The organism is Dysosmobacter sp. HCP28S3_G4 (assembly GCF_052065175.1).
Lineage (GTDB): Bacteria > Bacillota > Clostridia > Oscillospirales > Oscillospiraceae > Oscillibacter.
This window is the reverse complement of record NZ_JBQHUP010000014.1, coordinates 1-22,034: the sequence shown is the minus strand read 5'-3', so window position 1 is coordinate 22,034 and position 22,034 is coordinate 1. Positions and strand designations below refer to the sequence as shown.

21 protein-coding genes are annotated in these 22,034 nt (G+C 62.5%); 2 read left to right on the top strand and 19 right to left on the bottom strand.

The genetic code is table 11. The features are described from left to right. Positions 1-79 precede the first annotated feature (79 nt). From ACTNBU_RS05125 to ACTNBU_RS05035, 19 genes are all read right to left on the bottom strand, one after another. The gene (locus ACTNBU_RS05125) at positions 80-367 is read right to left on the bottom strand and encodes a hypothetical protein (RefSeq protein ID WP_441031469.1); all 288 of its coding nucleotides are present in this window, start codon (positions 365-367) and stop codon (positions 80-82) included. A 132-nt stretch (positions 368-499) separates the two neighbouring features. Then, entirely contained in the window at positions 500-1,834 is a 1,335-nt protein-coding gene (locus ACTNBU_RS05120; RefSeq protein WP_441031467.1) for an S-layer homology domain-containing protein, read from the bottom strand. 99 nt (positions 1,835-1,933) lie between these two features. Further along, on the bottom strand, positions 1,934-3,160 hold the full coding sequence (locus ACTNBU_RS05115; protein ID WP_441031466.1) for an S-layer homology domain-containing protein: 1,227 nt from the start codon (positions 3,158-3,160) through the stop codon (positions 1,934-1,936). 381 nt (positions 3,161-3,541) lie between these two features. Beyond that, entirely contained in the window at positions 3,542-3,955 is a 414-nt protein-coding gene (locus ACTNBU_RS05110) for a methylglyoxal synthase (protein WP_441031464.1), read from the bottom strand. Between the two features lie 16 nt (positions 3,956-3,971). Then, positions 3,972-4,727 carry a septum site-determining protein MinD gene (gene minD, locus ACTNBU_RS05105; protein WP_441031462.1) on the bottom strand — a complete coding sequence of 252 codons (756 nt, stop codon included), beginning with the start codon at positions 4,725-4,727 and terminating at the stop codon, positions 3,972-3,974. A gap of 31 nt (positions 4,728-4,758) precedes the next feature. Continuing rightward, positions 4,759-5,475, bottom strand: coding sequence for a 16S rRNA (guanine(527)-N(7))-methyltransferase RsmG (gene rsmG, locus ACTNBU_RS05100; RefSeq protein ID WP_441031461.1), 717 nt, complete (start codon positions 5,473-5,475; stop codon positions 4,759-4,761). Beyond that, positions 5,475-5,927, bottom strand: coding sequence for a large-conductance mechanosensitive channel protein MscL (gene mscL, locus ACTNBU_RS05095; RefSeq protein ID WP_441031460.1), 453 nt, complete (start codon positions 5,925-5,927; stop codon positions 5,475-5,477). The genes rsmG and mscL overlap by 1 nt, the downstream gene beginning before the upstream one ends. 575 nt (positions 5,928-6,502) lie before the next feature. Further along, positions 6,503-7,807: a serine--tRNA ligase gene (gene serS, locus ACTNBU_RS05090; RefSeq protein WP_441031458.1), complete on the bottom strand. Its 1,305-nt coding sequence runs from the start codon at positions 7,805-7,807 to the stop codon at positions 6,503-6,505. A gap of 85 nt (positions 7,808-7,892) precedes the next feature. Next, positions 7,893-8,348 (bottom strand): hypothetical protein, encoded by a 456-nt coding sequence (locus ACTNBU_RS05085; RefSeq protein WP_441031456.1) that lies wholly within the window; start codon positions 8,346-8,348, stop codon positions 7,893-7,895. A gap of 141 nt (positions 8,349-8,489) precedes the next feature. Next, positions 8,490-9,374, bottom strand: a complete 885-nt coding sequence (locus ACTNBU_RS05080; RefSeq protein ID WP_441031455.1) for a ParB/RepB/Spo0J family partition protein — start codon at positions 9,372-9,374, stop codon at positions 8,490-8,492. A 24-nt stretch (positions 9,375-9,398) separates the two neighbouring features. Continuing rightward, on the bottom strand, positions 9,399-10,157 hold the full coding sequence (locus ACTNBU_RS05075; RefSeq protein WP_441031454.1) for a ParA family protein: 759 nt from the start codon (positions 10,155-10,157) through the stop codon (positions 9,399-9,401). A 290-nt stretch (positions 10,158-10,447) separates the two neighbouring features. Further along, the gene (locus ACTNBU_RS05070; RefSeq protein WP_441031452.1) at positions 10,448-12,319 is read right to left on the bottom strand and encodes a glycoside hydrolase family 13 protein; all 1,872 of its coding nucleotides are present in this window, start codon (positions 12,317-12,319) and stop codon (positions 10,448-10,450) included. Between the two features lie 135 nt (positions 12,320-12,454). Beyond that, positions 12,455-14,524, bottom strand: coding sequence for a penicillin-binding transpeptidase domain-containing protein (locus ACTNBU_RS05065; RefSeq protein WP_441031451.1), 2,070 nt, complete (start codon positions 14,522-14,524; stop codon positions 12,455-12,457). A 21-nt stretch (positions 14,525-14,545) separates the two neighbouring features. Further along, positions 14,546-15,058 (bottom strand): hypothetical protein, encoded by a 513-nt coding sequence (locus ACTNBU_RS05060; protein WP_441031449.1) that lies wholly within the window; start codon positions 15,056-15,058, stop codon positions 14,546-14,548. Between the two features lie 27 nt (positions 15,059-15,085). Then, positions 15,086-15,928, bottom strand: coding sequence for a rod shape-determining protein MreC (gene mreC / locus ACTNBU_RS05055; protein WP_441031448.1), 843 nt, complete (start codon positions 15,926-15,928; stop codon positions 15,086-15,088). A gap of 258 nt (positions 15,929-16,186) precedes the next feature. Next, positions 16,187-16,765: a Maf family protein gene (locus ACTNBU_RS05050; RefSeq protein ID WP_441031446.1), complete on the bottom strand. Its 579-nt coding sequence runs from the start codon at positions 16,763-16,765 to the stop codon at positions 16,187-16,189. A gap of 26 nt (positions 16,766-16,791) precedes the next feature. Then, positions 16,792-17,223, bottom strand: coding sequence for a dUTP diphosphatase (locus ACTNBU_RS05045; RefSeq protein ID WP_441031444.1), 432 nt, complete (start codon positions 17,221-17,223; stop codon positions 16,792-16,794). 58 nt (positions 17,224-17,281) lie between these two features. Continuing rightward, on the bottom strand, positions 17,282-19,393 hold the full coding sequence (locus tag ACTNBU_RS05040) for a DUF3656 domain-containing U32 family peptidase (protein WP_441031442.1): 2,112 nt from the start codon (positions 19,391-19,393) through the stop codon (positions 17,282-17,284). Then, complete coding sequence (locus ACTNBU_RS05035) at positions 19,390-19,743, bottom strand: cell division protein ZapA (RefSeq protein ID WP_441031440.1); 354 nt, start codon at positions 19,741-19,743, stop codon at positions 19,390-19,392. The genes ACTNBU_RS05040 and ACTNBU_RS05035 overlap by 4 nt, the downstream gene beginning before the upstream one ends. A 192-nt stretch (positions 19,744-19,935) precedes the next feature. Between ACTNBU_RS05035 and ACTNBU_RS05030 the strand changes: the two genes are divergently transcribed. Together ACTNBU_RS05030 and ACTNBU_RS05025 are read left to right on the top strand one after the other, a co-directional pair. Then, positions 19,936-20,889, top strand: a complete 954-nt coding sequence (locus ACTNBU_RS05030; RefSeq protein ID WP_441031438.1) for a DnaD domain-containing protein — start codon at positions 19,936-19,938, stop codon at positions 20,887-20,889. 3 nt (positions 20,890-20,892) lie between these two features. Beyond that, positions 20,893-21,888, top strand: coding sequence for an ATP-binding protein (locus tag ACTNBU_RS05025; RefSeq protein WP_441031436.1), 996 nt, complete (start codon positions 20,893-20,895; stop codon positions 21,886-21,888). The last annotated feature ends 146 nt before the right edge of the window (positions 21,889-22,034 follow it).

Sequence of the window (22,034 nt, the reverse complement as noted above, 5' to 3'; positions counted from 1 at the left end):
ACAGGATGGCCCGTTTCCCGTCCTTTCATCACGATGGGGAGAAGTGCCGCGCTTCCGCAGGGCTTCGCGCGGCAGGCAATCAGGCAGAGAGCGCCTGCACCCGGGCGGCGATATCCGGGATGCACAGGCCGTCATAGGCCGCCGTGGCGGTGACATTCGCCTTTTCCGCCCACTGGGACAGCTGGACCTCCACGGCCACGCTGCCCAGAGAGCTGATGAAGTCCTCGCTCTCCGCGGGATCGTCCTTCAGGTAGAGGTTGACGGTGCCGTAATCATCGGCCCACGCCTTTTCGTTGATGGGATTGGACAGACTACCCACGGGCAGGTTCCGCAGAGCCGTCTGGTCCGCCTGGGAGAGACTGTCCACAGAGAGCAGATCCGGCTCCTCATACGCATCATGATAGCCATCATCATACTTCCAGCCCAGATAGCCGAAGTAGTCGTCGTCCCGCAGATAGGCAATGGCCTCCCGCCGGACCGTCAGGGCCAGCTGACGGGCCTACGCCTCCGTGCGGCCATACCAGCCGTCCTCACTGTCCTCCGTGTCATAGCCGATGGAGATGCACCGGCCATAGAAGCAGCCATTGTCCGCCAGATACCCGCTGAGCTGGGACCTGGAGGGTGCGTACTTCTTTCCGGCGTTCTCCAGAAGGGCCTCGCTGGTGCGCCCGGCGATGATGAATTCTTCCGTATAGCCATAGTAATCCGCACGGTCCTCCGCCACACCGGCGGCAATGTCCGCCTTCTGGGCCGCGGTCAGGGGATAGGCGCTGGCGTGGGTGAACAGCATAGACACCTCTGTCAGGGCATCCAGAGTGTCCTCCGTCACCTTCTGGGCGGGGGACATGCCGCCCTCATCCGGCTTATCCCACTGAACGGCGAACTCCTGCTCCACGTCGATGCCGTATTTCTCCAGCAGATAGGCGGCGAAGTCGTCGTATTCATAGAAGACCTCGTCGTCAAAATACTCGTCCAAATACTGGGCGTAGACGTCGTAGTATTTAAAGGACGCCGCCAGCATCTGGCTCTGGATGTTGCCGGATACTGTGTAGGCGTACAGCTCAGCGGAGACGTCATAGCCGTCAATGGTCAGCACCGTGGTCTCCGGCTCCAGGCCCAGCAGTTCCCGGGTGAAGCAGAACTCCTCCGGTGTGAACCGCACCCGCTGGCTGGGGTCCACGATGCGGGCCAGCATGGCCGCCGCCTGTCCACGGGTCAGGGAGTCAAAGCCGTGGAAGGTGCCGAGGGAATCGGTGCCGGTGAGGATGCCGGCGTTGTAGAAGGCCAGAACGTCCTCGTCGCCGCAGTCCGGCAGCGCCTGAATGGCGTTGATGGGCGTCAGGGCGCTGTCCGGCAGAACGGCGGACAGCAGCCAGACGAAGTCGTACCGGTCACAGGGGGTATTGGCCGTGTCCTCGAGAAAATCCAGATCTCCCAGCAGATCGTACTCTCCGGTGGTATCCTGCATCCACAGGTCCACCAGATAGTCCGCCGCCGGCTGATACCAGGCCTCGCCATCGCCGGGGGCGTCGAATTTGCCGTCGCCGCCGTTCAGCAGCTCATGGAGCCGGGCCGTGATGACGGTGATCTGGGCGCAGGTCAGGGTGCCGTTGGGGTCGAAGCTCTGGGCGGACTTGCCCTCCATCAGTCCCGTCTCGTAGACGGTCTGGACGGCGTCGGCGCACCACCGGCCCTGTGTGTCGGCGAAGGGCCTCTCATAGGGTTTCACCTGGGGCAGCAGATTGCCCGCGCGGTAGGCGGCGGCGGGAGCGGTCAGGGAAAGGGTCATCGTCAGTGCCAGGAGCAGAGCGGAAAGACGGGACTTCTTCATCATACACCTCTCAATTCATATGTCCGCTGGTAGACGCGGTCCAATGGGCCGCCGGAGTACGGAGAGAAACAGGGAAGGGGAGTGCGCGTCCATCTGCGGTATTTACAGGAACGCTTTCAGCAGCCGCTGCTGGATGGAGGCCAGATCCAGATTTTCCAGAGCAGCGGAACGGGTGACGGTCATCTCACTGCGCACCTCGTTCAGCGCGGCCTCCAGATGGACCTCGGCATCGTTCCGGTATCGAACGGCGTATCGCTCCAGCAGCCGCTGGCGGAGATAGCTGTGGCTGTAAGCCCACAGCCAGCCCTCCCAGGTCAGGCCATAGCAGCCGTCTCCCGGAATGGGGCCGTAGATGGCCTCCAGCTCCGACGCCGTCCAGGAGACGCCCTCCCGGTCCGCCAGCACGCCGATGGCCGCGTCGTCCGCCAGCTCCTCCACGGCAATGTTCAGGCCCTGGGTCAGATCGTCCCGGGGGATGTCGCCGTCCAGCGCCTCCCAGCCCTCCTGACGCAGCGCCATGCCCAGAGTCTGGGCGGCCTGCTCCATGGTGATGACCGTTTCACCGGCGGTGAGGGCCGTGGTCTCCGGCTCCGTGTCCAGCACGTCCCGGCACAGGTCAAAGGTGTCCAGGGACAGCGGGACCCGCTTTTCCGGATCCACGATGCGGCTGAGGATCATGGCCGCCTCGCCGCGGATCACGGCCCGTTTCCCGTGGAAGGTGCCGTACCGGTCACTGCCGGTGAGGATACCCGCGTTGTAGAACCGATAGATACAGGGCTCCAGCGTTTCCATGTAATTTCCCGGCAGCACGTCCGGCAGCACCACCTGATTGATCTCCGGCAGAGTAACGCCTGCCAGTTCCAGGGCGTAGGCCGTCAGACGGACGAATTCCTCCCGGGTGCAGGGCTCGCCCGCCATCCGGGCCATGACGTCCTCCCGCAGATAGATGGGCATGTCCAGGCCGCTGCCCTCTATGGCACGACGGAAATACTGGTAATAGCCCACCCACCAGGGGGCGTCGTCGTAGATCAGGGAAATATACCCGTTGCCGGTGAGCCGGGCATGGAGCCGGGACGCCACAGCCACGGCCTGGGCGTTGGTCATGCTGTCGTGGGGGCGGAAGTCCCCCTGATACCAGCCGTCCATCAGGCCGGTTTCATACACCGGCTCCACGGCCTCCGCCCAGACGGTGCCGTCAGTATCCGGGAAGCCGGAACCGCTCCGGATGGCGGGGAGCAGCCGCCCGCCAATCTGGCTCGCCAGGGCGGGGGCGGAGAGGGGCAGTGCCAGTGTCAGCGCCAGCAGGGCTGTGATCAGACGTCTTTTCATCACAAAATCAAGTCCTTTACGTATAATATAGGACAAATAATACAATAAGGATTCTAAAACCGGGCGTTTCAGAGCAGCGGGGAGAAAAAAACACTCCCGTCCCATTGCTTTGGGACGAGAGCGTGACGCTTCGTGGTGCCACCCAAATTCAAGAGGACCTGGTCCTCTCCTTTCGGCCATCCTGTTACGGGGAGGGTGCCGTGAGCGTTTCCGCCCCCGCTCCGCCGCTGTCCTTCACCCAAGCCCCTCCGGGGACGCTTTCAGCGGTGCGTCCCTCTCTGTACGGCAGGCTGTGGGTTACTGCTGCGGCTTCTGCACGGTAAGTCCATTGTATGCAGATTTCGGTCAAAAGTCAAGGCCGGAAAACGGGTGGACAGCCTTTCAGGCGATGGGTTTGGTGCGGGGATTCGTCATCAGACGCCAATCCAGATCGCCCCGGGCCAGACCGAGGATCAGCATCTCGGCGGTGGCGATGTTGCTGGCGAAGGGAATGTTGTTCTGGTCGCACAGGCGGGAGATATAGGACACATCGGCATCCATATCGTCGCTGTTGGGGTCCCGGAAGAACAGCACCATATCGAATTCATTGTAAGCGATGCGGGCGCCGATCTGTTGGCTGCCCCCGTGGGCATAGGAGAGGAAGCAGTGGATGTTCAGGCCAGTGGCTTCGGCTACTACATGGCCGGTGGTATTGGTGGCGAAGATCTCGTGGTGGGACAGGATGCCGGCGTAAGCGGTGCAGAACTGGGCCATCAGGTCTTTCTTGTGGTCGTGGGCCATCAGAGCAATGTTCATGGGAGCGATCTCCTTTCTATTTTATCCGCATCAGAGGAACGTGCTTACCCAAAATGCGGTTGGCGATATTTCTGTATGCCATGGCTGCCAGGGTAGAGTCGGAGAGTAATAACGGGACGCCCCGGTTCTGCGCTAAAAGCAGTTTCTCATCCTCGGGGATGACGCCCAGCAGCGGAAGACCGGCGGTGTCGATGGCGTCGTCGATGGTGGCATGCATATGCCTCAGCAGCTTTCCCCGGACCCGGTTCACAACCAGATGGAGCTTGCCCCGGGGGAAGCGGTCCAGCTCCATGACGGTGTGCTGGGCGTCCCGCAGGGAGGAGGTATCCGTGGTGGTGACCACAACGCACCGGTCAGCGGCGCAGGTGGCCAGGGAGAAGCCGGAGCCCAGTCCGGCGGGCGCGTCCAGAAAACAGAAATCAAACTCCTTCCGGACGCTGCGCAGCAGCGCGGCCATCTCCTCCGGCTGCACCGGACGCCCTCTGGCGCGGGCCGGCGCGGTGAGCAGATACAGGCCGGGGATCTTGGGATGCTCCACAATGGCGTCCTGTAATCCGCAGCGCCGCTGCGCCACGTCGGAGAAATCCATCAGCGTCCGATCAGACAGGCCCAGGGCCAGGTCCAGATTCCGGAGACCCACATCACAGTCAATACAGAGGACCTGCTTTCCGGCAATCGCCAGGGCGGCACTCACGCCGGCAGTGAAGGAGGTCTTGCCGGTTCCGCCTTTACCGGATACCACAGCCACGCATTCTCCAGGTCGCTGCTTCAACTGTGCCGCCTCCTTTCAGGTCCAATGGATATTATAGGGGATTTTTCTTGATTTTAGCATACATCCGGGGATATTTCACCGGCGTGGAAGAAATTTTTTTCACCACGATCAGACGGTGGGTGACCTCTGTGCCGGGTATCACGTAATCCTTTATGTCCGACACCTGGCCTCCCAGCAGCTCCAGTGCCCGTTTCGCGCCGTCCAGCTCCTGCTGGGAGTCCACGGACTTCATGGCCAGAAAGGATCCGCCGGTCTTCACAAAGGGGAGACACAGCTCACACAGCACCGGCAGAGCCGCCACCGCCCGGGCGGTCACGAGGTCAAAACTCTCCCGGAAGCCGGGCAGGCGGGCCTGTTCCTCCGCCCGGCAATGGATGGGCCGGACGCCGGAAAGTCCCAGCGCCCCGCAGGTCTCGGACAGCCAGTCCACCCGCTTGCCCAGGGCGTCCAGTAAAGTCACATCCAGGGACGGCACCAGAATTTTCAGCGGCAGGCCCGGAAAGCCGGCACCGGTGCCCACGTCCGCCAGCCTTTTCCCGGAGAAGTCCGCCAGGTTCAGCAGAGCCGCGCAGTCCAGCATGTGGAGCCGCGCTACCTGCTCCGGTTCCGTAATGGCGGTCAGGTTCATCACCTGATTTTTCTCCAGCAGCAGCTGGGCGTACTGATCCAGGCGGGAGACGGCCTCCGGCGGGACGCGGTCTGTCAGGCCCAGCGCCGCCAGTCCGTCGGTGAGGAAGGCTTCGATCATCAGTCCTTCTGATCCTTCAGCAGATCCCGGATCTCCGTCAGCAGCTTCTCCTCAGCAGAGGGCTCGGGGGGAGCGGGAGGAGCGGCGGGAGCTTCTTCTTCCTTCTTGCGGTGCATGCCGTTGAGGAACTTGATCAGGCAGAACACGGCGAAGGCGATGATGAGGAAGTCTACGATGGTGGCCAGGAAGGAGCCGTATTTAATGGCCACCTCCGTAGCGGGATCAATGACGCCATCGGCGCCAGCCACGGCCGCCTTCAGGACGATCTTCCAGTTGCTGAAGTCGATGCCGCCGGTGAGCATGGAGACGGCGGGCATGATGACGTCGTTTACCAGAGAGGTGGAGATCTTGCCAAACGCGCCGCCGATGATAACGCCGACGGTCATGTCCATCACGTTACCCCGCGCGATGAACTGTTTGAATTCCGCGATAAAGCCTTTGTCCTTTGCCATACGATTGAGTCCTTTCTGTATATTTTTAAATTTATAAATACGATAAGGATTATCCTGCTCAGGGCCCGGTTCCGGGTCCGGCAGATGCGCCAGTTCTGCGGCAAAGCGGCCCCACCGGCAGAGCCGGTGATGTTCCCGCAATTCGGGAAGCTCTGTAACCATTGCAGCGCAAGGGCTACAGGCTATAGACAGCAATGGAGCCGATAGAATTGGGAAAATGGGACCCTAGTATCGTTCTGATCCGCTCTATTCGCTGCAGAGCCGACGGTGATCCGCCGCCATTGAACAATGCAGCCACAGTTTTCCACAGGGAGAGGGGAGGGAGGCGTTATGCCTGCGGCTTCTGCGCCAGAGGCCGCTGCTTCCGGATCCCCCGCAGGAGCAGAGTGAGGACTCCGCACAGCAGGTAAACTCCTGCCCAGATCGTCAGGGAGCGGAGGAGGGCCGCTGCGCTGTCACCGGTGAGACCGAGGACGTTGTGCAGGAAGATATCCGGATACTCGTTTGTCCGCAGGCAGCGCCAGAGATCCAGAAAACCATGGTAAGATCACAGGAAGATGGCGTTGGGATGCATCTTACTTCTTGGGGATCAGCACCTTAGTGCCGCCCATGTAGGGCCACAGCACCTCGGGGATCTTCACGCTGCCGTCGGCCTGAAGGTTGTTCTCCAGCAGGGCGATGAGCATCCGGGGAGGCGCCACGCAGGTGTTGTTCAGGGTGTGGCACAGCTGCATCTTGCCGTTCTCGTCCTTGTAGCGGATGCGGAGACGGCGGGCCTGGGCGTCGCCCAGGTTGGAGCAGGAGCAGACCTCGAAATACTTCTGCTGGCGGGGAGACCAGGCCTCGATGTCGCAGGACTTGCACTTCAGATCCGCCAGGTCGCCGGAGCAGCACTCCAACTGCCGGACGGGGATATCGAAGTTCCGGAAGAGCTCCACGGAGTAGCGCCACAGCTTCTCGTACCACTCTTTGGACTCCTCGGGCTTGCAGACCACGATCATCTCCTGCTTCTCGAACTGGTGGATGCGGTAGATGCCCCGCTCTTCGATGCCATGGGCGCCCTTCTCCTTGCGGAAGCAGGGGGAGTAGGAGGTCAGAGTCTGGGGCAGGCTCTCCACCGGCAGGATCTGGTCAATGAACCGGCCAATCATGGAGTGCTCAGAGGTGCCGATGAGGTACAGGTCCTCGCCCTCGATCTTGTACATCATGCCGTCCATGTCCGTCTGGGACATGACGCCCTCCACCACGTTGCCGTGGATCATGAAGGGGGGGATGCAGTAGGTGAAGCCCTTGCCGATCATGAAGTCACGGCCATAGGCCAGTACCGCCTCATGGAGACGGGCGATGTCGCCCAGCAGATAGTAGAAGCCGTTGCCGGACACCCGTCCGGCGGCGTCCATGTCGATGCCGTTGAACCGCTCCATGATGTCCACGTGATAGGGGATCTCAAAGTCGGGCACCACGGCCTCGCCGAACCGCTCCACCTCCACGTTGCAGGAGTCGTCCGGACCCAGGGGCACGGAGTCATCGATCATCTGGGGGATCACCATCATCCGCTTGTGGACTTCCTTCTCCAGCTCGTCCTCCAGCTTCTCCAGCTCCGCCAGACGGGCAGCCTCGTCCGTGACCTGCTTCTTTACGGCCTCAGCCTCCGCCAGCTTGGAGGGGTCCTTTTTGGCCTGTCCCATCAGCATGCCGATCTGCTTGCTGAGCCGGTTCCGGTCCGCGCGCAGCTGATCGGCCTCCACGATGGCGGCCCGGCGCTTGGCGTCCAGTTCAATGACTTCGTCTACCAGGGGCAGCTTGGCGTCCTGGAACTTTTTCTTGATGTTTTCTTTGACGGCGTCCGGGTTTTCCCGGACAAATCTGATATCCAGCATGGTGTGAATTTCTCCTTCATTATATTTGAATGGGATCTTGTTGTACGTGTTGATTAGTGGCCTGCGGGTGTTTCACGTGAAACACTCACTGTACCGCCGTGTCCTCCCGGATCTCCAAATACAGCTGAGCGGGAGATTCGATGCCCTCCGTCGTTGCCTCGGCGGGGAGCAGCTTGTCCAGTCCGTCCTTTTCCATGGCGGCAATGGTCTCCTGACAGGCGGCATCGTCCTCTGCGGCGTATTGCTGCTGAAGCGTATAAAAGGCGTTCATGGCCTCATACTGCTTTTTGGCGGACTCCGTCTCCTCCTGGCTTTTCGCCAGCTGCTCCTCCAGACTCTCCACGTTTTTCTGGAGCTGGGCTTTTTCCTCGTAGGCCACCTTCAGATCGTTCTGCAGCTGGATGTTCTCCCCCTGCGTGGCTTGCGTGGCCTGTAAGGCGTCCACTTTGTCCTTCAGTTCATCCATATCCACGCTGTTGCTCCGCTGGTGCATGGCAAAAGACAGGGCCATCAGCAGAAACGCCACGATGAACAGGATCATGATATAGACAATGACGGGCTTTTTATTCCCGCCGGACGGGGCTTGTTCCTGAGACGCGGGTTCCTGCGCCGGAGCGCCCGCACTGCGTTTTTCCAATTTCAATCCGAACAGTTCCTTTCTGATTTTCTCATTGGGGCCAGATCACTGCCCGTCATTTTCCCGGCGGAGCCGGATGAGGGCCAGGGCCTCCAGCAGGTCGTTGAGATCGTCCATTCCGTAGTATTCCAACTCCACGCGGCCTTTTTTCCGGCCGGTGACGATCTTCACGCCGCGGCCCATCTGGGCGGTCAGTTCCCGCTGGGCCTCCGCCACATAATCCACCTCATGGGGATCCGGCGTCCTGACGGGTTTCTTCTCCGCGGTGAGCCGCTTTACCAGCGCCTCCGTCTGTCGGACGGACAATCCGCCTGCAATAATGGACCGGGCGGTACTCTCCTGCATGGAGGGATTCAGCGTCAGCAGCGCCCGGGCATGGCCCGCGGACAGGGAGCCGTCCTCCACCAGCTTCCGCACAGCGGGGGAGAGGGAGAGGAGGCGCATGGAATTGGCCACAGCGCTGCGGGATTTGCCCACCCGCTTGGCGGCCTCTTCCTGAGTCATGTGATAGGTCTCCACCAGCGTCTGATAACCGGCGGCCTCCTCCATGGGATTCAGATCCTCCCGCTGGAGGTTTTCGATCATGGCCAGCTCAGCGGCCTTTCGGTCGTCGGCCTCCATGACGATGACCGGCACCTCGCTGAGCCCTGCGATCCGGGCGGCACGCCAGCGCCGCTCACCCGCGATGATCTGATAATATCCGGAGGACAGCTTCCGCACCGTCAGCGGCTGAATAATGCCGTGTTCCCGGATAGAGGCCGCCAGATCCGCCAGCGCCGCTTCATCGAAATACTTCCGGGGCTGGGAGGAACAGCTTTCCACCTGGGAGATGGGCACCGACAGGGCACCGGTGGTCTCCGTTTTCAAAACGTCGTCACCCAGCAGGGCGCCCAGGCCGCGGCCCAGGCCAGAGGGCTTTTTGCTTGCCATCGTCGACAGAGCTCCTTTCGGATATCAGGATGGGTTCTTTTTCAAAAACTCTTTTGCGAATGCGCCGTAAGCCTCGGCACCCCGGGAAGACCGGTCGTAGGAGAAAATGGGCTTTCCATGGCTGGGAGCTTCGGAAAGACGCACGTTCCGGGGAATCACAGTGGCGTAGACCTTGCCGGGGAAGTAGTGCTTGACCTCCTCCGCCACCTGGAGGGCCAGATTGGTCCGTCCATCGAACATGGTCAGCAGGACGCCTTCCAGCTCCAGTCTGGGGTTCAGAGACCGCCGCACGATGCGGACGGTGTTCATGAGGTCACTGAGGCCCTCCAGTGCGTAATACTCTCCCTGCACCGGCACCAGAATGGAGTCCGCGGCGCATAGGGCGTTGAGAGTCAGCAGCTCCAGGGAGGGGGGGCAGTCGATGAAAATGAAGTCGTACTGGTCGTTCACCTTTGCCAGAGCGTCCCGCAGGAGAAATTCCCGGTTTTCCATGCCCACCAGTTCGATACCGGCTCCGGCCAGAGCCTTGTTGGAGGGAAGCACATCGCCAAACTTCGTATGGACCACGGCGTCCCGGGTCTCGGCCTCGCCGATCATCACGTCGTAGACGCCCAGCGAGACGGTCTTGTCCACGCCCATGCCGGAGGTGGAGTTGGCCTGTGGATCGAAATCGCAGAGCAGGACACGCTTGCCCAGCTCCTGTAGTCCTGCTGCCAGATTGACACAGGTGGTCGTCTTTCCGACGCCCCCTTTTTGATTGACGATTGCTACGGTTTTTGCCACAAGGGCACCTGCTTTCCAGATTAGTTATATTGCTCACAATGTAACATTATAGCAACAGTACAGAGCATATGCAAGAATGAAAGCACAAAAAATCTAAAAAAATCGAATGATTTGTTTCACGTGAAACACGGTAACTACCTGAAGAAAACCGCGTCTGTCCCAGACCCTATCCGGCGGAGGAAAGACAGACCATGCCCTATAAAAATCTGCCGGGAAACCATGTCGCGGCACGGTCTCCCGACAGATTAGAGAAGAAGTGTTTCACGTGAAACATCCGGAGCATCCGACGCTCAGAACAGAAGATATCCGCTGCGGGGCGGCACTGTCAGAGACAGCGCGCCGTCCTTGGGACGGAACGTCTGGCCGGAGAGGAGATCCCGGCAGGACCGGCCCTCCCAGGGCAGGGAGAGGGAGACGGACTCATCCCCGGCGTTCAGCACCGCCGTCAGCGTCTTGCCGTCCGCCTGACGGCGGAAGGCCATGCAGCGGCCCTCAGCATGGAGCCACTGCAGATCGCCCCGCCGCAGGGAAGCGTGGTCCCGGCGCAGCCGGCCCAGCAGAATGTACCAGTCCTTCAGGACCGCGTCCTCCTTACCCCAGGGATAGGTGCCGCGGTTCAGCGGGTCCTCAAAGCCCTGCATGCCGGCTTCGTCGCCGTAGTAGATGGTGGGGGAGCCGGGAAAGGTGAACAGCAGCAGCGCAGCCAGCTTCACCAGCGCGGCGCCCCGGGCGTATTCCTCCGGATCCAGATGGTAGGAGGCCCGGGCGGCCTTGCTGCCGGGAGTGGTCCGGGCGCCCAGTACTGTCAGGATGCGGCCGGTGTCGTGGGTGCCCAGGAAGTTCATGGCGGAGAAGAACGCCGCCGGGGGATAGTTCTCCCGTAGCGTCTCCATGGCGTCCCGGAAGCTCCCGGCATCGCCGCCCTGAAGCCAGGCCAGCGCGGCGGTGCGGAAGGGATAGTTCATGAGACCGTGAGTCTCGCTGCCCAGCAGATATTTCCGGCGCTGGCTGTAGGCGATCTTGTTGGAGCCGTCCTCCCAGACCTCGCCCAGCAGGAAGGAGCCGGGCTTCGTCTCGTCCATGACGGCCCGGACCCTTTCGATGAACCAGTCCGGCAACTCGTCCGCCACATCCAGCCGCCAGCCGTCGGCCCCGGCCCGGAGCCAGTGCCGCACCACGGAGTCGGGATTCTCGATAATGTAGTCCACATAGGAGAGCGCACTCTCCTCCACGGCGGGCAGAGTCTTGATGCCCCACCAGGAGTCGTAGTCCTTCGGCCAGGGATGGAAGTGATACCAATCATACCAGGGGGAGTCCTGGCTCTGGGCGGCGCCTACCGTGGGATAGAAGCCGTCGTCATTGAAATAGATGCTCTGGGAGCCGGTGTGGTTGAAGACGCCATCCAGAATTACCCGAATGCCCCGCTTGTGGGCTTCCCGGCACAGCTCCGTAAAGTCCTCCTCCGTGCCCAGCATGGGGTCCACATGGAGATAATCCGCCGTGTTGTACCGGTGATTGGAGGCGGACTCAAAAATGGGGCACAGGTACAGCGTGGACACCGACAGGGACTCCAGCAGATCCAGCTTGGAACAGATGCCCTTCAGGCTGCCGCCGAAGAAATCCCGGTTTCGGATCTCACCGTCCGGGTCCGGCCGCCACTGGGGATGATCGGACCACCGCCGGTGGACCCGCCGGTTTCCCACCATTCCCCTGGGATCGGGAATGGACAGGCGGCAGAAACGATCTGGAAATATTTGGTAAGTAATACCCTCGCCGAACCAGGAGGGCGTCTCCAGATGGTCGCTGTAGACCGTCAGCTGCCAGCACACCGGATTGCCCTCGCTGCGGTAGCCGGTCTTGTCCAGGAAGCAGCCGGAGCCATCCTTTCTCCAGAAGCGGAAGTAGTACCAGATCAGCTCCGGCTGTTCCGGGGCGGAAAAGGTCAGGGAAAAGCGGACACGGTCGCCGTCCGTGCCGGTCCGGGTCAGCTGGGTCTCCACGGTCTTTTCGGCGAATTCATGGATGCAGATCAACGCGCAGTGGTCGAAATTCTCCCGTTCCAGGGGGCGGACATGGAGGGTCACGGCGGTTCCCGCTGTCACGGCGCCGTAGGGCGTCTTGCACTGGTCACAGCGGGAATCAAAGACAAACGGTTCACTCATCTGCAAAAGTCCTTTCGGATTGGGATGGCTGGGGAACGGAGCGCGATTTTCCGGAAAGGCGTCGGGAAAAAGGCGCTGAAAAACAGCCGCCGCAGTTGTCCCCGAACTGCGGCGGGGCTGGATGCGATGTTTTGATCAGGGCAGCAGCTCGTTTTCGCCCAGGATCATGGCCCCGGCTTCGCCCGAGGTGAAATAGGCGTTGAGGATCTCCACGGCGGTGGAGGCCAGGGCGGAGCCGGAGCCGCCATGTTCCAGCACCACAGCCACCGCGATCTCCGGCTCGTCATAGGGGGCAAAGCACACGAAGACGCCGTTGTTGGCCTTGTTTCCGCCCAGCTGGGCGGTGCCGGTCTTGGCGCCGGCGTCCACCACGCAGTTCTGGAAAGAGGAGGCCAGGCTGCCGGTGGTCAGATTTTTCATGCCGGTCTTCACGGCCTGAAGGGTGGAATCGCTGATGGCAATGACGTTTTCCGGCTCGCCGGCGCCCACCGCCAGCACCTCGCTGTTGTCGTAGGATTTGACGGCCTTCAGCAGATGGGCGCTGCAATGCTGGCCGCCGGAGACCAGTGTGGCGATGTAGTTGGCCAGCTGGAGGGGGGTATAGAGCTGGTTGGCCTGTCCGAAGGCGGCCCAGGGCGCCTGGTTCTGACCGGCGGCGTTTTCCGGCAGGGTACCGGCCTTATCGCCGATCTCGATGCCGGTGCTCTGGCCCAGACCGAAGGCGGAGAGGTATTCCTTCAGGGTATCCATGCCCATGCGGTAGCCCATCTCCGCAAAGAAGTAGTTGCAGGAGTTGGTGATGGCCTCGGTGAGGTTCTGCAGACCGTGGCCGGGACGATACCAGCAATTGGCATAGCTGCCAGAGGTGTCGTTGGGATAATACCACCGGCCGGTATCCCGGATCTTCTCCGTCAGGGTGGTGGTGCCGGTCTCCAGAGCGGCCACGGCAGTCAGGGGCTTCAGCGTGGAGCCGGGGGGATAAAGGCCCTGGGTGGCCCGGTTTACCATGGGGGTGCCGGGATCCGCCAGCAGGGTGTTGAAATCCCGGCGGTAGGTGGCCAGATCATAGGTGGGATAGGAGGCCAGCGACAGCACTTCGCCGGTGCCCACCCGGACCACGGCGGCGGCGGCACCCCGGGTCAGATCGCCGTCCTCGGCGTTCATCCTGGCCACGGCCGCCGCCAGAGCGTCCTCCGTGAACTGCTGGAGATTCAGGTCGATGGTCAGCTCCACGGTGCTGCCGGGCTGGGGCTCGGCCTTATAGTATTCGCCGGTGATCTTGCCGTCGCTGTTAGTGGACACAATGCGGACGCCGTTGACGCCGTGGAGATACTTCTCAAAGGCCCGCTCCACGCCGCTCTGGCCCACCGTGGCGTCTCCCGGATAGTCCGCATAGTCCGGATTTTCCTTGTCCTCCGGAGAGAGATCGCCTACAATGCCCAGAATATGGGCGGCATAGGTGGTCTCATACTGCCGGGCGGTGGCGGCCACCACCTTGGCCCCCAGATATTTGCCGTCGTTGAGCAGGGCGATGAGGGCGGTGTCCACATCCGCCAGCATCACATAGGCGGAGGCGGAGGTCAGTTCCCGGATGGACAGCTCGTACAGCACGCCCAGCACGTCCCGTGCGTCAGCATCGGACCAGCCGGAGGGGATGTCGAATTTCTCCCGCATCAGTTTGACGAGCAGATTGGCGGAGAGGCCCGCGGTGTTCAGCATGTCGGCGGTGAGATCAGAACTCTTGAGATCGGCGGACACCAGCTCCATCTTCTTCTGGAGGAAGCTGTTGAACCAGCCGCGGTAGGTGGCGGAGACCTCGTCCACTGTGTAGGTATAGGGCGCGGTGCGGCTCACCGGAAGATGGTCCTCCCAGGTCAGCCCTTGCTCCCGGAACAGCTGGATGAGCCGCAGAATGGCCTGATTCTTGTCGTCGCCCTTGCTGAGCATGCTGGTGTCGAAGGTCAGGTCATAGGTCTGCCGGTTGCTCACCAGCTCCCGCCCGTTGCGGTCGGTGATGACGCCCCGGGAGGCCTCAATGGTTTCCGTCCTGGTGATGGTGCGGACGGACTTCTCCAGATATTCCTCGCCCTGATTGTACTGGATGTCAAACAGAACGCCGATATAGATGGCCAATACCGCCAGCAGGAATCCGCCCAGAATATAGAGCCGGCGGGGATTGGTTTGTCTGTTGTCGTTTTCAGGCATGGGGATACTCCTTGTATCAACTCAGTCGTCAATGTGGCACTTCCGGTAGACCTTCCGGAACAGCAGAAACACCACAGGGACGAACAGCAGCGTGGCGCCGGTCTCCCGCAGAGCGGTGGACGCCGCGGCGGCCCAGGCGGCCTTGCCGGAGACGGCCAGCAGCAGGGCGTGGAAGCTCCCCGTCAGGGCGAAGGCCACCACGGAGACGGCCAGGGCGCAGGGCAGTCCGGCGGGCAGCCAGCTCTTGGAGAGGAGCCCGGCGCAGAGACCCGCCGCGGGGAAAACCAGCGTGTAAAAGCAGGGGATGGGTCCCGGCAGCGTCAGGTCGCACAGGACGCCCAGCACCAGACTGTACACCGTGCCGCCGAAGGCGCCCTCGTACATGGACAGCACCGCCGCCAGGGCGGGATAGAGAAAGGGCATGACGCCGAAGATCCGCAGATATTGCAGCAGAAAGCCCTGGAGCAGCAGCATCAGGAAGGTGGCCGCGCCGTAGAGCAGCCATTTGATATAGAACTCGGACCTGCCGATCAAGGCGGCCGCCTCCTTTCGGGGAAATGGTCAGCTGACGATCTCGAAGGACTTCACCACGAAGACCTCCACCAGCTCGTCAAACCTGGCGGAGGGCTCCAGTACGGCGTACTGGGTGGCGCCGGAGTCGTCCAGCCGCACTTCCTTCACGGAGCCGATGACCAGCCCGGAGGGATAGTAGCCGCCCAGGCCGGAGGTCACCACCAGGTCGCCCCCCAGCAGCTCCGTCCCCGCCGGAAGATGGGACAGCTTCAGAAGGCCCTGGCCCATCAGGGAGAAATCTCCCTCCGCCAGACCGATGTCCTCCGTCCGGAAGACCTGGGCGCCCAGGGAGGTGTCCGTGTCAATGAGGGTCAGGACGGTACACCAGTTCAGTCCCACGGCGGATACCACGCCTACCAGATAGCCCTCCTCGGTGATGACGCAGTCGTTGATCTCCACGTCGTGTTCCGTGCCCTGATTCAGCGTCAGGGAGGAGGTCCAGTTGGTGCTGGAATGCTCCAGAATGTGGGCGGGCTCCAGGTCGCCCAGATCCCGTTTCTTCTCCCGCAGGTTCATCAGCTTCCGGAACCGCTGGTTCTCCTCGCTGTCGGATTTGGCCTGCCGCAGATCCTCCTCCATGCTGGCGATCTGATTTTTCAGCGCCTGGTTTTCCTCCCGCAGGGCCTGCACGTCGGCAAAATAGTCCTGTTTCTCATTGAACCAGTTGGCCACCGCCGTATAGGCCGCCCGGAAGGGGGACGTGACGATGCCCGCCAGATTCATCAGCGGGGAGGAGGTGGTGCTGAACAGGGACATAACGGCCAGCGCCACCGCGATGACCGCGACGGCGAACAGCACCCAAAGGCCGTGTTGTTTCAGAAAATTCTTCAAGTCGGACCTCCATGCGCCCCATGGCGCGAAAACAAATGGAAACCTCTCCTATGGAGGTTTTGCCGCCGTCCGCCCCGGGGCGGACAGCCGGTATTTAAGGCAGCACTGCACAAATGCATCGGCGGCGCCTTGCGGAAATTTTGCGCCATCCATGCGTTGCAATTTTTTGAAATACACCCGGTATTCCTGCAAAATTGCGCCTTTGTCTGACGCAAAATTTGCTCGCAAACCGCTCTTGCTGCATGATGCGGTGTTGCCTTAATCAAAAAAAGATACGCCGAACCGCTCCAGCATCCGGGACAGCCGCAGCACCGGCAGGCCCATGACGTTGAAGAAATCGCCGTGAAGGCCCTCTACCAGCAGCGCACCCTTGCCCTGGACGCCGTAGGCGCCCGCCTTGTCCATGGGCTCGCCGGTGCGGATATAGCCCCGCAGCTCCGCCTCCGTGGCGGGCCGGAAGACCACCTCCGTGGCCTCGCTCTCCGTCTCCAGATGGTTGCCAAGTCCCACCGACACGCCGGTGCAGACGGTGTGTCGGCGGCCCTGGAGGGCCGTCAGCATCCGCAGGGCGTCGGCCTCGTCATGGGGCTTGCCCAGCCGGGCGTCGTCCAGAAAGACCATGGTGTCGGCGGTGATGAAGATCTCATCCTCCGCGCACAACCGCCGGGCGGCCTCCGCTTTTTCCCGGGAAATATACTCCACCGTCTCCCGGGGGTTCAGCCCGGCGGGATAGGTCTCCTCCACCCGGGGGACCCGGATGTCGAACTGTTCGATGCCGATACGGCGCAGCAGCTCCTGCCGCCGGGGGGAGCCGGAACACAATACGATTTTAGCCATGATTCGCGTCCTTTAATATGCAGAATTTATTTTCCCGTGGAGCCGAAGCCGCCCCGGTCGGGGCCGTCCAGATGGTCCACGGTCAGGAATTCCAGCTGAGGCTGGTTTTTCATGATGCGGAACTGACAGATCCGGGCGCCCTTCTCAATGGTCACGTCCCGGGTGGCATAGACCGGCATCCGCCACTGGTCGTTGTCACCGCAGTAGGAGCAGTCCACCACGCCCATGGAATTGGTCTGCAAAATGCCGTAGTTCTTGAAGGTGGAGCTGCGGGGCACGATGTGGGCCTCGTAGCCCTCCGGCAGGGCGATGGCCACGCCCAGGGGAATGAGCCGGAACTCCCCGGCTTTCAGCGTGACCTCCTCCGCCGTGTGCAGGTCGATCCAGTCGGATTTTCCGTCCACATAGCACAGCGGCTCCATATCATCAGAGAAGTATTTGACTTTGATGGTCTCCATATTTGACTCCTGAAATAGAACGATTTGTAATATATAAACAAAATTATACAAAACGGAATTACTCAACGCCCCGTTCGTACAGTCCGCGGGTGAACTGGCCTGGCGCAGGCGTGCCGTTCCGGTAGTCCTGAAACACCCGCACGCATTCCTCTGCCGTCTCTGTGGTGAACCGCAGCCGCCCGTAAGCGAGGCCCAGCTTCTTCCACTCCGGACGGTCCCCGAGATACAGAGGCCTGCAGTTCTGCAGCTCCGTCCGGTGGCCGAAGGCGGGGAGCATGGGGAATCTGGCCCCGGTGCGGTCCTGGAGGAAGTGGGCGCCGCGGCAGGCGCCGCAGTCCGGCACCGCCGGACCCTGACGGTCCAGGGCGCAGCCGGTCCCGTTCTTCACCAGACAGTTCTCCGTGATCATCAGCGGCAGCCGCCCGTAGACGATGGCCTCCGCGGGCAGAATTTTCCGCAGGTCCCGGATCTGGGCGAACCGCAGCTCAAAGGATACCGCGGCGGAGGCAAGTCCCCGGTCCCGGAGAAAAGCCAGGGACCGGCTGTTGAACACATTCAGGCCATAGTCTCCGTAAACGGAGAACCCCATGCCCCGCACCAGGGACAGGTGGCCCAGATTGCCTGCCAGCACGCCGGTGACGCCCAATGTCTGCGCCTGTTCCAGCCAGGTTTTCAGCAGCGGCTCGTCCCGGTCCCGCCAGACCCGGGGCAGGATGGCGCACCACTCCCCGGAAAATACCGGCAGCGCGTCCCGGGCCGCCAGTTCCTCCAGCGGCACATAGATCCGGGCGGGAGAGAGGTCCAGCAGCGGCCGGGAGAGCTGCTCCCACCGGGCAACGGAAACGGTGAATTCCGGCGCGTCCGACGAACAATCCTTCTCCGGCAGCGGCTCCACCGGATATTCCCGGCGCTCCGGCACTGCCGTCCGGGCGGCGGACAGGGCCGCCAGGGCGTCCCGCCGCAGCCCATTGACCGCGGAGGCGGACAGAGACAGACCGTCTTCCACGGATACAGCGGCATCCACGCAGCGATAGGCGGTGCCGCCGGTCTTTTGCAGCCGTGCGGCCAGATCCTCCGCCGTGATGGCCCGATTCCGGGCAATTTCCGGCACGGGGCCGGTGACGGTGACGGTATGGCCGTCGTCGTCCGCCGCCGTCAGGGATACGGCCTCTCCGGCAGAGACGCGGCAGGTGAACCGCACCGGCACGGTGCGGAGATCCTCTTTTTCATAGGCGGCCTTTGCCGCCGCGAACAGCTCCTTGGGATCGGCGGCGCTCTCCGGCCGGGTGCCGAACATGCCGGGACCCTTCCGGCCCTTCCAGTACCAGTCGGTGAAGCCCTCACGGGAGAACGCGGCCTCCAGCGCCGCCTGTTCCTGGGCGGTGGGCCTCCGATGCTCCTCCAGCAGCCGGGCGTAAATACCGGTGATCACCGCCACGTACTCCGGCCGCTTCATCCGGCCCTCCAACTTCAGACAGTCCAGCCTCATGGACTCCATGGCGTCCAGCTCCCCGGCCAGACAGCTGTCCTTCAGGGAGAGGGGATGGCCTCCGGCGCACTTTCCGTCCACGCCGTAGGGCAGACGGCAGGGCTGGGCGCAGATGCCCCGGTTGCCGGAGCGCCCGCCGATGAGGGCGCTCATGGCGCACTGGCCGGAGTAGCACATGCACAGCGCCCCGTGAACGAAGGCCTCCACCTCCGCCGGACAGCTCCGGCAGATGGCGGCGGTGTCCTCCCGGGAACACTCACGGGCGATGACCACCCGCTCACAGCCCAGCGCGGCCATCTCATTGGCGCCGCCGGTGGTGAACAGGCTCATCTGGGTGCTGGCGTGGAGGGGCAGATCCGGCAGGGCCTGCCGCAGAAGCTGGTACAGACCCCAGTCCTGCACCAGCACCGCGTCCACGCCAAGGCGGCAGGCGATGCGGGCAGTCTCCAGGGCCCGGGGCAGCTCCCGGTCTGTCAGAAGGGTATTGAGGGTCAGAAAGACCCGGACGCCCCGCTCATGGCAGTAGGTCAGGGCCTGGGCGAACTCCTCGTCGGAGAAGTTTTTGGCGTTCCGCCGGGCGTTGAAATCGCCCCAGCCCAGATACACCGCCCCGGCGCCGTTCTGGACGGCGGCCCGGAGGGCCTCCGGAGAACCGGCGGGAGAGAGGAGTTCCGGTCTCATGTCCGGTTCCCGCCGTGATTATTGTTGTTCCGGCCGTCCAGACGCTGCTGGAGCCGGAAGACCTCCCGCTTCAATTCGCTGACCTCACTCTGGGCCTTGGCGGCCTCGTCCAGGCTCTCCTTGATCTGGACCCGGAGCTTTTCCGAGGCGGCCTGCTCCTTGAACAGCTCGTCGGCCAGATTCACCGCCGTCAGCACGGCGGCGTCGGTGCGACCCACGTGGGCGGTGTTCAGGATGTCGCCCATCTTCTGGCCCACATAGGAGCCTACCTTCTGCATATAAGTGGCGGATTCCTCCGCGACAAGGGTGTAATCCTGGTCGCAGATGGTGACGACGACGCGGTTTTCCATATCGAAAAGCCTCCTTTGTAAAATCCAACGGACACAATGACCCATTTTTACAATTTATCAGTATACCATATCCTCCGGGGACACGCCACAAAAATCTGAAAAATTTCAAAAACTTCCGGCCAATAATTTTAGTTGTCCTCCGGTGGGATTTCGTGTAGAATAGGGGACACAAACATGAGAGGAGGCGGGGATATGGCCGGTTGTCTGCTCCCCACGGGGAACGAGAGCGTCACGCTGTCGGTGACGGTGGTGCGGGCTCTGGAGCAGCGGGGCGACGGCGACGCGGCGCTACTGTATCTGGCGCTGCTGCGCCATCAGGGCACGGTGCCGCCCCGCTCTCTGGCGGGCGAGCTGCGCTGGGAGAAGGAACGCATCGAGCGGGCGGAGGGCATTCTCCGGGAGCTGCGGCTGGTGGCTCCGGCGGAGGAGGAAGCGCCCCCCGTGCCGGCGGAGACCCGTCCCGAGTATACCGCCGACGATGTGGCCCAGCGCCTGGAGCACAGCGCGGAGTTCCGGAGCCTCACCGGCGAGGTGGAGCGGCGGCTGGGCCGCCGCCTGACCACGCCGGGCATGGGCGTGCTGCTGGGGCTGTGGGATGACCTGGGCCTTCCGGCGGATGTGATCTACCTGCTGGTGTGCCACTGCGTGGAGAAGACGGAGCGTCATCTGGGGCCGGGACGCCGCCCCGGTATGCGGCAGATCGAGCGGGAGGGCTACACCTGGGCCCGCCTGGGCATCGGTACCCAGACGGCGGCAGTGGCGTATCTGAAGCGGTACGCCGCCCGGCAGGAGAGCCTGCCCCAGTACATGGCGGCGCTCCGTCTGCCGGAGCGGCCCGCCTCCCCGTCGGAGGAGAAGTACATCCTGTCCTGGCAGGACATGGGCTTTGGGCCGGAGGCCGTGGCTCTGGCCTACGACAAGACCATCCTTCGCTGTCAGGAACTGAAGTGGCCCTATCTCAACGGCATTCTGAAGAAGTGGCATGAGGCAGGGCTCCACACACCCGCGGAGATCGAGGCGGGAGACCGCCCCGCCGTCCGGAAGGAGCCTGCCCGTTCGGAGCGCCCCGCCGGGACCCAGCCGGATCAGGATCTGTCCTGGATGAAGAAGTACATTCAGCAGCGGGACAAGCACAGGGAGGTGTAAGGCATGGCATACGACGGAAAGATCATGCGCCGGGCGTCCCAGCGGTTCGAGGAGGACCGCCGCCGCCGTCAGGAGGAGTTCCGTCTCCGGACGGAGGCGGTCTACCGCCGGGAGCCCCGCCTGCGGGAGGTCCAGCGGGAGCTGAACGCCACCATGAGCAAGCTCATCGCCGGGGCCCTGCGGCAAGGCACGGACCCCCGTCCGGCCATCGAGGGGCTGAAAAACCGGAATCTGAGCTTACAGGAGGAGCGGGCGTCCCTGCTGAGGGGCCTGGGCCTGCCGCCGGACTATCTGGAGGAGAAGCCGTCCTGCCCCCTCTGCGGCGACACGGGCCGCCGGGGAGAGGCGGTGTGCCGCTGTCTCCGGCGCTATTATGCTCAGGAGCAGCAGCGGGAGCTGAGCCGGATGCTGGACCTGGGCAGCCAGAGCTTCGACACCTTTTCCCTGGACTGGTATTCCACCCAGGAGATCCCCCAGACGGGCATCTCCCCCCGGAAGAACATGGAGCGGAACCGGGATATCTGCGTGGACTACGCCTACGACTTCAACGAAAAGAGCGGTAATCTCCTGCTGACCGGCGCGCCGGGCCTGGGCAAGACCTTCCTGTCCGCCTGCATCGCCCGGGTGGTCAGCGAGAAGGGCTGCTCCGTGGTGTACGACACCGCCGCCCACATCTTCCAGCGGTTCGAGGTCCAGAAGTTTGGCAGGGAGGAGGACGAGGAGGCGTCGGACGACGTCACCCGGGTCCTGAACTGCGACCTGCTGATCCTGGACGATTTAGGCACGGAGCTGACCACCAACTTCGTCCAGAGCACCTTCTATGAGATCGTCAACACCCGCCTCATGGGCCGGAAGAGCACCATCATCAGCACGAACCTGTCCGTGGAGGACCTGAGCCGCCGGTATTACCAGCAGGTGGCCTCCCGCATTGAGGGGGAGTATCAGATCCTGCTGTTCTTCGGCCAGGACATCCGGAAGCTGAAAAAGGAGCGGCAGTAAATGAAGCAAGGGCGCCGGGAATGTTCCCGGCGCCCTCAGGCTGTCGAAAAAGTCGAGCATAGCTGGGCTTTTTCGCATTTATATGGTAAAATAAGCATGGGTGATGAAAGATGCTTGAACGAGGGAAGCTGGATCGTGGAATCGTA